We start from the raw sequence: 12,721 nt of genomic DNA, 5'->3' as shown, positions 1-12,721 counted from the left end.
ACGGCCGCGAAGTGGCGGGCGAGCAGCGCGATTGCCGGGTCATGGTCGGGATCGACACCGGCGATACGGCAGTCTTCCATCGCCCTGTTGAGGGCATGAAGGGTCGCGGTAACGGTCGTGAGGCTGCTGGGGTCGATCGCCTGCATGTGACGGAACGGGACGTCGTAGGTCATGGTGGGGCTCCGGGTCAGACCGAGCGCATTCCCGCGCTCGATTGTCCCCTTCCCCCTCCACTCTGATGCCCTGACCTTCAGGCTGCTTCAGGAGTCTTCCGTGAACCAGTCGACCTCGGTGACATTGCCGCTGGCTTCGAGCGCCTCGATGTCGGCGATCGTCCAGCATTTGCGGTCGGCGCCAAGGTTGGCATGGCCGGCGTAGTAGCGGCCCTTGTGCTCGATGAACTGCGTGTAGACGCGCTGCACGACGGCTTCGCCGACGAACCAACCGGGGCTGAACCGGCTATAGATTGGGGGCAGGACGCCGAGCATGTGATTGTAGAACCGCTCAGTGACGCGCGTGAGCGGAAACTTCGCCATGGTGCGCTCGACTTCGGCCTTCTGGTAGGCTTCGCAGGTCATAAGAAAGGCTTCGGAATCTTTCTGGCGATAGTCCGCCAGAGCCTTGGCATGGTCGGCGCCTTTCGCGACATAAGTCTGCGGGTACTGGCTGCTGGCGATCATGATGTAGTGATCGGACATGGCGGATCTCCTTCGCGCGACTGAATTGCGCGCAAATCCCGCTTTCCCCTCTCCTTTCGCGGCTAGGAGTTTCAGGCAGTCTTTGGCCGAAAGGCGACTGACAGCTTCCAGCGCAGGAGAGGCATGAAGTTGCCGTACAGATCCACCTCCGCATGCGTTGCTGCTTGACCAAACGCATTCGCCATACGATATGCGCCGGCAAGGCGATGGATTTCCGCCGGGCTTCGGCCGAACCGCCTTCGGGCTGATGATTCCTACCTGATGCGTTTTCGCAACAAGGAGGAATCGTGCGCGCTAAATTCGCAATATTGCTGTCGAACCTGAACGTCCTGACCTTTGTTCGGGACCGGCACGACCATGCTCTGTCCGTGTTGCGTTGGCTGGCGCTCCTTGTTCCCATGGCGGCGGCGGTGGGCAATCTCTGCGCAGCCTTCCTCTGGAGCCTGGATATTGCCACGCGCACGCGCTTTGCGCATCCATGGCTGCTGTTCCTCCTGCCGGTCGGCGGGTTCGCGGTCGGGCTGCTCTATCATCTGTTTGGCCGCAGCGTCGAAGGCGGCAACAACCTGATCGTCGAGCAGGTCCATGAACCGGGCGGCGGCGTACCTTTGCGCATGGCGCCGCTAATCTTCCTCGGCACCGTTGTCACGCACCTGTTCGGCGGCTCGGCCGGGCGCGAAGGGACGGCTGTGCAGCTGGGCGGCAGCCTTGCCAGCGCCTTCGCCACGATGTTTCGGCTTGATGCCGAGAGTACCCGCATCATCCTGATGGCGGGTATTGCCGCAGGTTTCGGGGCCGTTTTCGGCACACCGCTGGCAGGCGCCGTTTTCGCTCTCGAAGTGCTGGCAGTCGGCCGTGTGGAATATCGGGCGCTGGTGCCGGTACTGATAGCTGCGATTGTCGGCGACTGGACCTGTCACCAGTGGGGAATCCACCACGGATTGTACCATATCGACTATCTCCAGCGCGCGGTCGGACCGATTGCCGTCGACCCGGTGCTTCTGCTCGAGGCGGGCGTTGCCGGTGTGGCGTTTGGACTGGTCGGCCTGCTGTTCTCCGAACTGTCGCACGGCTTCGGCGACTTCGTGAAGCGCCACGTCCGCTTCGGGCCGCTGCGTCCCTTCCTGGGCGGCCTGGCGGTGATCGCTCTGGTCTATCTGCTCGGTACGCGCGACTATCTTGGCCTCGGCGTCTGGGCGCCCGACGCCTCGACACCCACCATCGCCGGCTTTTTCGCGCCGGGGCCTGACTACTGGAGTTGGGCGCTCAAGCTGCTGTTCACGGTCGTGACGCTGGGCACCGGCTTCAAGGGAGGCGAGGTAACGCCGCTGTTCTTCATCGGCGCGGCGCTCGGCCACGCCCTTGGCACCCTATTCGGCGCTCCTGTCGATCTTTTTGCCGGTCTCGGGTTCGTTGCTGTCTTTGCCGGGGCAGCGAACACGCCTTTGGCCTGCACCATCATGGGCATCGAACTGTTCGGTGCTACCCATGCCGTCTACATCGCCGTAGCCTGTTTCGTCGCCTATCTGTGCTCAGGCCACAGCGGCATCTACCTGTCTCAGCAGATTGCCGTCCCCAAGCATCCGCGCATTTCCATCAGCCCCGGCATTACGCTGCGGAGCGTTCGCGCCGCGCGCCCTCAGATCACAAAGCAGGATCTTCGTAAAAATGACTGACACGGCTATTCTCACGTCCAGCGAGATCGGCATGCTGCGTATCTACATGGCGCCGCGTGATACGGCAGAGCCGCGCAAGGCATGGAAGCTGTGGTCAGCACGCCCGCTCTATCGTGAGCTTGTCGTCCAGGCCAAGGCTGCCGGTCTGATGAACGCCGTAGCCCATCATACCCATTACGGCTTCAGCAACCACGGGCCGGTGCTCGATCAGGGCGCGGAAACGAGCAATCCCTATCTGACCATGTGCGTCGAACTGATCGGCCACCGCGCCGATCTTGAACTGTTCTGCCAGCGGCATGCCGCCCTGCTGTCGACGAAGGTGGTCATCTACAAACAGCTCGAACATTGGTCGATCGAAGCCCCGGCAAGGCCGCATCAGGAGAGCAAAGCATAAAGATCCTTTCCGTCATCGTCGGAGCCGACAGCACTGCGACATGCCTCAATGCAGCCGTTCTCGCAGCGCAGAGCGTGGGGGACTGTACAATCGAAGCGCTGAATGTCGTGGTCGATCCCGGCCTGCTCGTTGCCGCCAGCGAAGAGGTCGATATGCAGCGTCTGCGCGAACATTGGGAAGGCACGGCCAGCGAGCGATCGGCCGCCTGCCACACGGCTTTCGTGGCATGGACCGCAGGAGCCGCCCAGGACGCGCCACCCGTTGCCTGGCGAACCATCGTTGGGGATGAGCAAGTCGTGGTGACGCAGGAGGCGAACAATGCCGACCTGCTGGTCGTGATCGCCCACGAGCGAAACATGGACGGCGGGGACGCCCTGCATGCCGCGCTGTTCGATAGCCAGAAACCGGTGCTGATCGTCCCGGTTTCCTGGAAGCCCCAGCCCGGTCAGAGCTTTTCGCGTGTGGCTGCCGGCTTGAGCGACTCCGATGCGGCAAGGCGCGCCATCGAGGCGGCCACGCCCTGGTTGGAAGGCGCCACTGACGTCACCGCTATTCGGATCGGCGATGCAGGTGATCCGGCGCTCAAGCTGGAAGCGCTGCTCGACGATGCAGGGATTGCGCACCAGCTCCACGTCGTGCCGCGCTCGCACGAAAACCTTGGTCAGCAACTCCTGACTGAGGCCCATCTGGCGGGAGCGGATATGCTTGTGACGGGAGCCTATCGGCATAACCAGCTGATCGAATGGTTCGCAGGCGGAACCACCCGGCACCTGCTCGCCAAGGCGGACATCCCGCTCCTGATGGTTCGCTAAGGTTGAAGGGGGCGTGATCTGACGGGCGCATCGACACGACGCAGCAGAGACAGGTAGCATCGCGCGATGATCTCCATCCCGAACCTGACGCTCGCTTATCTGCTGCTCGAATGGGCGATCCGGCTCATCATGGTGGTGGTCATTCCGCTGCGGCGTCCGCCCGAAGCGGCGCGCAGTTGGCTGCTTCTCGTGCTGTTCTTGCCGGTGCCCGCCTTCATCCTGTACCGCCTGATCGGCCGGGCCGCGTTCCCATCCTGGCGGCGGGACCGCTTCAGGCGGGCGGCGCCGGAGCGGGAGAGTGCCGGGCAGGCGCTGATGAGCAGCAAAAGCGCGCCTTCCCGGACAGCTGTGCTTGCACAATGGCTGGGCGGTTTTCCAAACTGTGGGGGCAACGCCCTCCATCTGCTTGAGGACTATGACGGCACGATCGACGCTATGGTGACGGCGATAGATGCAGCCCATGTTCGGGTGCATCTGCTGACCTACATCTTCGCAGACGACCGGACGGGACAGAAAGTCGCAGATGCCCTTGGCCGCGCACATGCACGCGGCGTCGATGTCCGCGTCCTGATCGATGCGCTGGGCTCGCGCCCTTGGGCAAAACGCAGCCTACCGATGCTGGCGGACCGAGGCGTCACTGCCCGCCTGGTCCTGCCGGTTCGCTTCGCGGCGCTTCGCCGTGCGCGAAGCGATCTGCGCAATCACCGCAAGCTGTGCCTGATCGATGGCAGGGTCGCTTTCGTAGGGTCGCAGAATATTGTGAACCGCGATTTCAAGCCCGGGATCGTAAATGACGAACTCGTAGCGCGGGTTGAAGGCCCGGTTGTCTGCGCGCTCGATGCGGTCTTTGCCAGCGACTTGTTCCTTGAGACCGAACAGACCATCGCGGCCTTGCCCGTGCCCGATGCCTCAGGCGCCTCAGAATTGCAGGCGATGCCCAGTGGGCCAGACTACCGCGTGCCCGGCTATGAGCGATTGCTCGTCGAACTCGTTCACGAGGCGCAAGAGAATATCACCATTGTCTCGCCCTATCTGATCCCAGACGAAGCCCTGCTGACCGCGCTCAAGAACGCGGTCGCACGCGGCGTCGCGATCGACCTCGTCGTTTCGCGTGTCGTGGACCAGCGGCTCGTGAACCTTGCCCAGCGATCCTATTATAGCGAACTGCTCGAGGCGGGCGTACGCCTCCACCTCTACCGCGACAGGTTGCTGCACGCGAAGAACGTATCGATCGATGGCCGCATCGCCGTCATCGGATCCAGCAATGCCGATGTTCGCTCCTTCATGCTGAATGCCGAGATCAGTCTGATCTTGCATGATGAAGCGTCCACCGGACCTCTCGCGGATGTCCAACGGGGATACATCCGCCGAAGCGACTGACTTTTGCTGGAGGAATGGCGTGATCGCCCGCGTGTTTCCCGCTTCTGCGAAAATCTAGCTCGCCTCGTCAGTCCTTTGCTGTGACCTCGCGCCTGCGGTGCCGGAAGTGTGCGGCGAGGCCGACGAGGAGCAGCACCGCGAGTACGGGCAGCAGAACATGGCCCACATCGCGGACGCGGCCAAAAGCAGCCTCGATGCCCTGACCGAACAGGTAACCCAGGGTCACGAAGACTGTCGCCCAGACCACGGCCGCCAATGCGTTGATAGCCATGAAGCGGGAGGCAGGAAGCGCGGTCGTGCCGATCGCGATGGGGCTGACAGTGCGCAGGCCATACAGAAAGCGGAAGCCGAACACGAACAGCACTGGCCGCTGCTCGAACACATCGATGGCGCGGCGGAACGCGGCCTTCTGCTGGACGCGCCGAACATAGCGATGATCGCGGAACCGGCGGCCGAGGGCAAAGAAGATCTGGTCCGCGATACAGGACCCGAGTGCTGCCGCCGCGATGGCCGCCGGGTACGCGATCAGGCCACGGTGGACCATCACGCCGCCCAGCACGACCACCGTCTCGCCCTCGATCCCGGCGCCGAGGAACAGAGCGGCAAGGCCGTACTGGCTAAGGACCGCTTCAAGCGTCACGGCTTCTGCCGCTGGACCACCGCGCCTGCCTCATCCGGCGCGCCGGAACGGATTACGAGGAAGCGGCGCTCTGCAGGCGCGGCGTCCTTGACGATCTGCCGGATCGGGCCAACCGCATTGACGATCGCCGCGCCTGCCGGATTGGTCATGAACTTGGCCAGCGGCTCGACTGTATCAGTACCATCCTGACGCGCCGCCAGACCCAGCGTAAAGGTCTGCTTGGGCGCCAGTCCGGCGACCGCGGCCTGCAGGATCTGCACCTGCCCCTGATCGAACAGCGACACCTGGCTCTGTCCCTGACCTTCCAGCACGACCTGCACTTTGCCCTGCGCCTTGGCGAGCGGCACGAGGTTGTCGAGGCCTTGCCCCGAAGGCACGGCGCCGGGCACATAGGCGACGCCCTGCGGGCCCTGTCCGATCGGGATCGTGGCAATGACCTTGTTCGTGGCCGTATCTATGACGGCGACTGCATCGTCATTTTCCAGCCCGACATAGATCCGGCTGCCATCGCCTGAGGGCCAGAGCCCATGCGGCAGCGCGCCGACCGGCACCGAGGCGACTTGTTCGAAAGTGTCGGTCCGGAAGACCTTGACGATATTCTGCGTGCCGACCGTTACATAGGCGAACTGGCCTTTAGCTGTCCTGGCGATGTTGACGTGGTTGGTGATCGGCCCGGTGTCGATCGTCTTCATCACGGCGAAGGGCGGCTTGGCGTCGAAGACCATCACCTTGCCGACGTCCTTGAGCGTCAGCCATACCTGCTTGCCGTCAGGCGTGGCGGCGATGTCGGGGCAGAAGGGGCTGTCCTGCTTCACGCGGCCAACGATGCGCTTTGACCTGGTGTCGATGACGACGGTTTCTGGCGAGAAGCTGGAACAGACGTAGCCATATTTCCCATCGGGCGAGAAGATCGTCATGCCCGGCCCGTTGGGGACAGCAATACGGCCCGTCTCCTTGAAGGTGGTCCCGTCGAGCACCGCTATATAATCCTCGCCGCGCACGCTCACCCAGGCTTCTCGGCCATCGGGCCGGAAGAAGGCTTCATGCGGGGAGCGCCCGACATAGGCGGTGTGCTTCACGGCATTGGTCGCGGTATCGATGAAGCTGACCGAGTTGGACCCGATCGACACGACCGCCAGGGTACGGCGATCAGGCGAGAAGCCCATGCCATGGACCAGAAGCTGACCGCGATAAAGCGGGCTGAGATTTGCAGGCGTGGGATCGCCGAGCTTGATGACCCCCAGCAGCGTGTTCGTCGACGGATCGATGACCGATACCGTGTTGGAAAACTGGTCCGAAGTGTAGAAGCGGTCCTGCGCACTGACTGCCCTGTCGGGCTGGGCATTGGGGACCTGCTGCGCAGATGCCGGGAGTGCGACCAGGGCAGCCGCTATCGGCAAGGTGCATGACACGATGCTCAGCGTCTTGTTCATTTGTCGTCTCCCATGTGATGATGCGCGCCGGCAGCGGGGCCGGTCTTTTCGGCGAGGATGTCCTGCATGACGGCGATCTCCTGCCGCTGCTCGACGATGATGCCCTGAGCCAGACGGCGCAGGCGTTCGTCTTTTCCATACCTGAGTTCCGCTTCCGCCATCTCGATTGCGCCCTGGTGATGGGGGATCATTATTGCCGCGAAGTCGCGGTCCGGGTCGCCCGATGGCGCATTCATCATCGCATGGTGCATCCGCTCCATGGAGGCTGCCATCTGGCTTGCGAAGCCATCGGGCGATGTCGCCAGTGCGGCCGCCGATGCTGTCGCCGCGCAAAGGCCGGCCAATCCCCATAGCAGTTTCAAGTGAAGCCCTTTCGTCATGGCGCTCCGGCGATAACGCCCACAGCGGACGCAAGTGTCATCGTCGCAGTGCGCAACGGAAAAAATGCGAGCTGCTGAGGAGCATGTGCGCCAACGCAGGCGTTGCCTATCGAACGGATGGCGCAACCGTCGCGATCGATCCAACCGATGATTTTTGTAGTTTCGACAGGATTTGACGATCAATGGTCTGGCTGGATGATCCCGCGTTGATCGCCGAACGCAAAGCGGCTCTTGGTGCGCCGCACATCGCGCCGCTGGAGATATGGCGTGAGGGGCTCGTTGGCGCAGGACACCCGGTGCCGCATTTCGACCCGTTCGATGGCGGCATAAATGCGCGCCTTCTCCTGCTTCTTGAGACGCCGGGGCCCGGGCCTGATCGCACTCGCTTCGTGTCGCGGGACAATCCGTCAGGCACAGCTCGGAACCTTCGCCGCTATCTTGAGGCTGCAGGCATTGGCCGAAACGACATCGTTCAGTGGAACTGCGTGCCCTGGATCGTCCACGCCCCCGGCGCCCGCAATCGCGCACTGCGCCGCGCAGAGATTGCCGAGGGTCTCGCAACGCTTCCCGGCCTGCTTGCGAAACTGCCGTGCGTGCGGGTCTGCATATTGGCGGGACGGGTGGCTGCAGGTGCGGAGGCGCTTATCAAAGAGGCGCGGCCCGATGTATCAATCATCACCATGCCCCATCCTAGTCCGGCCAATGTCTGCAACAGTCCTGATGTCGGCCAACGGATCGCGAGCGCGCTGGTGGCCGCCAGGACCGTACTAATCGAATGATCTTAAAATACGATTGGAATGATATAATCAATGCGTTGGAGTGATTGATAGGGCTGAGGTATCGATGGTGACAGGAGATCACCATGACCCTTGAACAATTGCGCATCTTTGTAGGTGTCGCCGAACGCGAACATATGACGCGGGCCGCAGAGGCACTGGGCGTGACCCAGTCCGCCGCCAGCGCCGCGATTGCCACACTGGAAGCCAGACATGACGTTCCGCTCTTCAACCGCGTGGGTCGCGGCATCGAACTGACCGAGGCGGGTCGCATGTTCCTCGATGAGGCACGCGCCGTCCTTGGCCGCGCCGCGACGGCGGAGCTTACCCTGGCCGAGTATGGCGGCCTGAAGCGCGGAACCCTGCGCCTTGTCGCCAGCCAGACCATCGCCAGCTACTGGCTCCCTTCGCGCCTCGCCCAGTTCCACAGCCGTCACCCGGCGATCCGCGTCGAACTCGCAATCGACAACAGCGAAGGTGCGGCAGCGCGGGTACTGGATGGCCGCGCGGAACTGGGCTTTGTCGAAGGTTCGATCGACCAGCCCGCACTCGCCCACTGGAAAGTCGGCGAGGACCGGATGCTGCTTATCTCGGGGCAGGCTGTCGATACCATCAATGAGGACTGGGTGCGCGGCGCCAACTGGATCGTGCGAGAGCACGGGTCCGGCACGCGGTCGAGTTTCGAGGATGTGCTGCGTGATCGCGGTATCGATCCGGCAGACCTGGACATCGCCATGACGCTGCCGTCCAACGAAGCCGTACGGTCTGCTGTCGAGGCCGGCGCCGGTGTCGCGGTCCTGTCCGAACTGGTGGTGCGCCGCGCGCTTGCTGCGGGGCACCTTCATGAATTGCCGCTCGCGATGCCAGCCCGTCCATTTGAGGCGTTACGCCACAAGGAACGGTATCGCACTCGGGCAGCCGACGCGCTGACCGAACTGGTCAAGGAGTTTGGATGATGACCACGGATATCAAGCCCATCCTCGAAGGGATGCGCCCGCTCAGCCGGCTCGATCACCCGCGCGAGATGATCCGCCAGTTCACGCCCAACTGGTTTGCCGCAACCATGGGCACGGGCATCCTTGCGCTGGCCCTCCCGCAGATGCCGGGCATCGGCGCTTCGCTCAAGCCGGTGGGAGAAGTGATGTGGTTCTTTAACATCGGGCTCTTCACCCTTTTTACCGCGCTCTATACCGCGCGCTGGATCCTGTTCGGCCACGAAGCGCGGCGCATCTTCGGGCACAATACCGTATCGATGTTCATCGGCACGATCCCGATGGGTCTCGCCACGATCATCAACGGCTGTCTCGCATTCGGTATCGCGCGCTTCGGCGAGGGCATCGTGCCGGTCGCCACGGTCTTGTGGTGGATCGACGCCGCCATGGCGGTGAGCTGCGGTGTGCTGATCCCGTACTTCATGTTCACGCGCCACCAGCATTCACTCGATGGGATGACGGCGGTGTGGCTGCTGCCGGTCGTGGCGGCCGAAGTGACGGCTGCCAGCGGAGGACTGTTGGCGCCGCATCTGGCGCAGGGCAGCGCACAGTTTGGGATGCTCGTCACGTCCTACATCCTGTGGGCCTATTCGGTCCCGGTCGCCTTCAGCATCCTGGCGCTGCTGATCCTGCGCATGGCGCTGCACAAGCTGCCGCATGAGGGCATGGCCGCATCGAGCTGGCTGGCACTCGGCCCCATCGGCACCGGCGCGCTGGGCATGCTGGTTCTGGGCGGCGATGCGCCTGCGATCATGGCCGGGCATGGGCTGGCCGATGTCGGCGCTGTCGCCCAGGGTATCGGCACAATCGCCGGCCTGCTGCTCTGGGGGTTTGGCCTCTGGTGGCTGGCGCTCGCCTCGCTCATCACCTGGCGCTACTGGCGGGCAGGTATCCCGTTCAACCTTGGCTGGTGGGGTTACACCTTCCCGCTAGGCGTCTTCACCGTGGCAACCTTTCGCCTTGGCACGACCCTGAACCTTGCCTTCTTCGGTATCGTCGGCACCGCCCTGACCCTGGCGCTCGCGCTGATGTGGATCGTGGTGGCCGCCAAGACCCTGATCGGCGGATGGCGCGGCAATCTGTTCGTATCACCCTGTATCGCCGCTACAAACTGATCGGGCATTGCGATCAGTAACGGCGTTCTGATCGCTTGCTTCTCACAGCAGCACCCGCCACCATTTTGCCCGAGAGGATACGACCATGGACAGACTGGATGCTGAGCTCGCGGCCGAAACAAGCCGCCGCCGTTTCCTGCAGAATGCCGCGCTCGGCGGTGCAGCCATCGCTGCCGCACCCGCTCTGGCGCAAGGCATCACGCAGGGTCTGACCGACCTGCATCTCCCCGGCGGCAATGCGCAGCGCCCAATGACGAGCGCATTTCCCGGCAAAGGAAGCATGATCCTCCAGCGCGTCCATCCGCCGTTGCTGGAAACACCGATGGATGTCTTCGACCGAGATGTGTTCACCCCCAATGACCAGTTCTTCGTGCGCTGGCATTGGGCGGACATCCCGACCTCGATCGACGTCGATGCCTTCCGGCTCACTATCCGCGGGCACGTCAACAAGCCGATCGCAATCAGCCTCGAACAGCTGATGCGCCTGCCGCGGGTGGAGATGGCCGCGGTGAACCAGTGCTCGGGCAATTCGCGCGGGCTGTTCCAGCCCCGCGTCCCCGGCGCGCAGTGGGGCAACGGGGCGATGGGCAATGCGAAGTGGCTCGGCGTGCGCCTGCGCGATGTGCTCGATCTGGCCGGGGTGAAGGCGGGGGCGGTCCAGGTCCGGTTCGGGGCGCTCGATCAACCTGTGGTCGCCGGTGCCCCGGACTTCGAGAAGGCGCTCGACATCGATCATGCCCGCGACGGCGAAGTGATGATCGCCTTCGGCATGAACGGCACGCAGCTGCCGCTCCTCAACGGCTTCCCGATCCGGCTGATCGTGCCGGGCTGGTACTCGACTTACTGGGTCAAGATGCTGAACGACATCGAGGTCTTGCCCGGGCCTGATGACGAATACTGGATGGCCAAGGCCTACAAGATCCCGGCGACGCCGGGCGCCAATGTAAAGCCCGGCGCCAAGGACTTCCCAACCGTTCCGATCAACCGCATGATCCCGCGTTCGTGGGTTACCAGTCTGGGCGAAGGTCAGCGGATCGCACACGAGGCCTCGATCCCGCTCGGCGGTATTGCCATGGGCGGCGACTGCGGCGTGGCACGGGTCGATGTGTCCACCGACGGCGGTCGCCACTGGTTTGCAACCAAGCTCGGACCGGACCACGGGAAGTACAGTTTCCGGCGGTGGGACGCGCAGGTTCCCTTGCCCGGCCCCGGAAAGACGTCGCTTATGTCGCGCTGCTGGAATACGGCAGGCGTCGCACAGCCGATGGCGCCGATCTGGAACCCTGGCGGTTTCATGCGCGGCAATATCGAAACCACTACCATCGTGACGGCATAAGGAGCTTTGGCATGAAAGCGCCAACCCCAGGCATGCTGGCCGTCGGACTGCTCGGCGTGACCGTCTTCACCCTCATGATGGTGGGCCCTCCCGGCAGCTACACCCCGCTGCCCGAACCCCAATCCACAGGGCCTACACCCAGCAGCATTTCCGTGAACGGCTTTACCATGACCTCGGATACGGTCGATCTTCCTATCGATGAGCAGCAATATCCCGATGGCCCTCATGCCGATGTCATCAATGCGAATTGCACGTCTTGCCATTCCGCCAGCATGGCGATGACCCAGCCAGTGCTTTCAGCGGACCAGTGGAAGGCAACGGTCACCAAGATGAAGGATGTCTACAAGGCTCCCGTGGCGGACAAGGACATTCCGGCTATCGTCGACTATCTGACGGCGATGAGTGCAGCGCAGGATGGGGCGCCGACCGGAAAGGCTCAGGATACCGCCCCCGGCACCGCGCCGGATGCCTCCGGAGGAACGGGTTGAGGCGCCAAGCTGCGTAACGTCTGCTTTCAGGCGCTACCCTAGGAGCATTGAGCGTACGCCTCCGTTAGCGGTCGCCTTGTGGGATTAATCGAATAATCTGAGATGGCACTGGTGCAAGCGCTGGTGTTTGCACCAGTGTTAGAGACGGTGCGATGGGTCAGGTAACGATAATGTCGGGGGTGGAGCGCCGACGGATATGGACGGAAGCGCAGAAGCAGGCGCTGGTAACGGCGATATCGCAGCCCGGGGCGAACATTGCCGAGATTGCCAGGCAAGCCGACCTGCGGCCGGGGCAGATTTATCGCTGGCGCCGCCAGATGCTGGGTGACGCTGCCGGATTTGCGCAGCTTGTGGTTGAGCCTGAGCGCTCTGCGCCGCCCGGATGTGCCGTTGTCGTGGAGTTGGGCAGTGCCGTGGTGCGGATATCGGCGACTGCATCGCCGACGCTGGCGGCTGCGGTGCTGCGGTCGCTGCGGCGATGATCCCGATCGCCTCGAGTGCCCGGATATGGATAGCGATGGGCCATACGGACATGCGAAAAGGCATGCGGTCTTTGGCCCTGCAGGTGCAGCATAGTCTGAACCATGATGTGCATGCCGGG

General features: G+C 63.3%; 15 protein-coding genes and 1 riboswitch. Of the genes, 11 read left to right on the top strand and 4 right to left on the bottom strand.

What is annotated here, in order from left to right; genetic code table 11:
- Positions 1–260 precede the first annotated feature (260 nt).
- Positions 261–698 (bottom strand): hypothetical protein, encoded by a 438-nt coding sequence (locus LH128_RS15800; RefSeq protein WP_008830662.1) that lies wholly within the window; start codon positions 696–698, stop codon positions 261–263.
- 193 nt (positions 699–891) lie between these two features.
- Positions 892–962, top strand: a riboswitch (Fluoride riboswitch).
- Positions 963–985: 23 nt separating this feature from the next.
- Here LH128_RS15800 and LH128_RS15795 point away from each other — a divergent pair.
- The 4 genes from LH128_RS15795 to LH128_RS15780 all read left to right on the top strand — a co-directional run bounded on the left by LH128_RS15795 (position 986) and on the right by LH128_RS15780 (position 4,960).
- On the top strand, positions 986–2,374 hold the full coding sequence (locus LH128_RS15795) for a voltage-gated chloride channel family protein (protein ID WP_008830661.1): 1,389 nt from the start codon (positions 986–988) through the stop codon (positions 2,372–2,374).
- On the top strand, positions 2,367–2,768 hold the full coding sequence (locus LH128_RS15790) for a DUF190 domain-containing protein (protein ID WP_008830660.1): 402 nt from the start codon (positions 2,367–2,369) through the stop codon (positions 2,766–2,768). The genes LH128_RS15795 and LH128_RS15790 overlap by 8 nt, the downstream gene beginning before the upstream one ends.
- A gap of 74 nt (positions 2,769–2,842) precedes the next feature.
- A complete protein-coding gene (locus tag LH128_RS15785) occupies positions 2,843–3,580 on the top strand; it encodes a universal stress protein (RefSeq protein ID WP_008830659.1) in 738 nt (245 codons plus the stop codon).
- A 66-nt stretch (positions 3,581–3,646) separates the two neighbouring features.
- Positions 3,647–4,960: a phospholipase D-like domain-containing protein gene (locus LH128_RS15780; RefSeq protein WP_008830658.1), complete on the top strand. Its 1,314-nt coding sequence runs from the start codon at positions 3,647–3,649 to the stop codon at positions 4,958–4,960.
- A 67-nt stretch (positions 4,961–5,027) separates the two neighbouring features.
- Here the strand turns inward: LH128_RS15780 and LH128_RS15775 are convergent, their stop codons facing one another.
- From LH128_RS15775 to copM, 3 genes are read right to left on the bottom strand one after another with little or no spacing between them, the layout of a single operon-like run.
- Positions 5,028–5,600, bottom strand: a complete 573-nt coding sequence (locus LH128_RS15775) for a DedA family protein (protein WP_008830657.1) — start codon at positions 5,598–5,600, stop codon at positions 5,028–5,030.
- The gene (locus LH128_RS15770; RefSeq protein ID WP_008830656.1) at positions 5,597–7,033 is read right to left on the bottom strand and encodes a YVTN family beta-propeller repeat protein; all 1,437 of its coding nucleotides are present in this window, start codon (positions 7,031–7,033) and stop codon (positions 5,597–5,599) included. Before LH128_RS15770 ends, LH128_RS15775 begins: the two co-directional genes overlap by 4 nt.
- Positions 7,030–7,596 (bottom strand): CopM family metallochaperone, encoded by a 567-nt coding sequence (copM, locus tag LH128_RS15765; protein WP_243692798.1) that lies wholly within the window; start codon positions 7,594–7,596, stop codon positions 7,030–7,032. Before copM ends, LH128_RS15770 begins: the two co-directional genes overlap by 4 nt.
- A gap of 23 nt (positions 7,597–7,619) precedes the next feature.
- Between copM and LH128_RS15760 the strand changes: the two genes are divergently transcribed.
- The 7 genes from LH128_RS15760 to tnpB form a co-directional block, all read left to right on the top strand.
- Positions 7,620–8,192, top strand: coding sequence for a uracil-DNA glycosylase (locus tag LH128_RS15760; protein ID WP_231635506.1), 573 nt, complete (start codon positions 7,620–7,622; stop codon positions 8,190–8,192).
- An 83-nt stretch (positions 8,193–8,275) separates the two neighbouring features.
- The gene (locus tag LH128_RS15755; protein WP_008830653.1) at positions 8,276–9,145 is read left to right on the top strand and encodes a LysR family transcriptional regulator; all 870 of its coding nucleotides are present in this window, start codon (positions 8,276–8,278) and stop codon (positions 9,143–9,145) included.
- A complete protein-coding gene (locus tag LH128_RS15750; protein ID WP_230588550.1) occupies positions 9,142–10,296 on the top strand; it encodes a TDT family transporter in 1,155 nt (384 codons plus the stop codon). Before LH128_RS15755 ends, LH128_RS15750 begins: the two co-directional genes overlap by 4 nt.
- 85 nt (positions 10,297–10,381) lie before the next feature.
- On the top strand, positions 10,382–11,632 hold the full coding sequence (locus tag LH128_RS15745; protein WP_008830651.1) for a molybdopterin-dependent oxidoreductase: 1,251 nt from the start codon (positions 10,382–10,384) through the stop codon (positions 11,630–11,632).
- 11 nt (positions 11,633–11,643) lie between these two features.
- Positions 11,644–12,120: a hypothetical protein gene (locus tag LH128_RS15740; protein WP_008830650.1), complete on the top strand. Its 477-nt coding sequence runs from the start codon at positions 11,644–11,646 to the stop codon at positions 12,118–12,120.
- Between the two features lie 170 nt (positions 12,121–12,290).
- The gene (locus LH128_RS15735; RefSeq protein WP_008830649.1) at positions 12,291–12,602 is read left to right on the top strand and encodes a transposase; all 312 of its coding nucleotides are present in this window, start codon (positions 12,291–12,293) and stop codon (positions 12,600–12,602) included.
- The coding region (gene tnpB, locus LH128_RS35045; protein ID WP_442800361.1) for an IS66 family insertion sequence element accessory protein TnpB at positions 12,503–12,721 on the top strand (219 nt) is incomplete at its 3' end. The genes LH128_RS15735 and tnpB, both read left to right, overlap by 100 nt.

The sequence above is a fragment of the Sphingomonas sp. LH128 genome (assembly GCF_000293195.2).
Classification (GTDB): Bacteria; Pseudomonadota; Alphaproteobacteria; order Sphingomonadales; family Sphingomonadaceae; genus Novosphingobium; species Novosphingobium resinovorum_A.
Note: the sequence above shows the minus strand (reverse complement) of the source record. Positions and strands in the feature narration are given on the sequence as shown.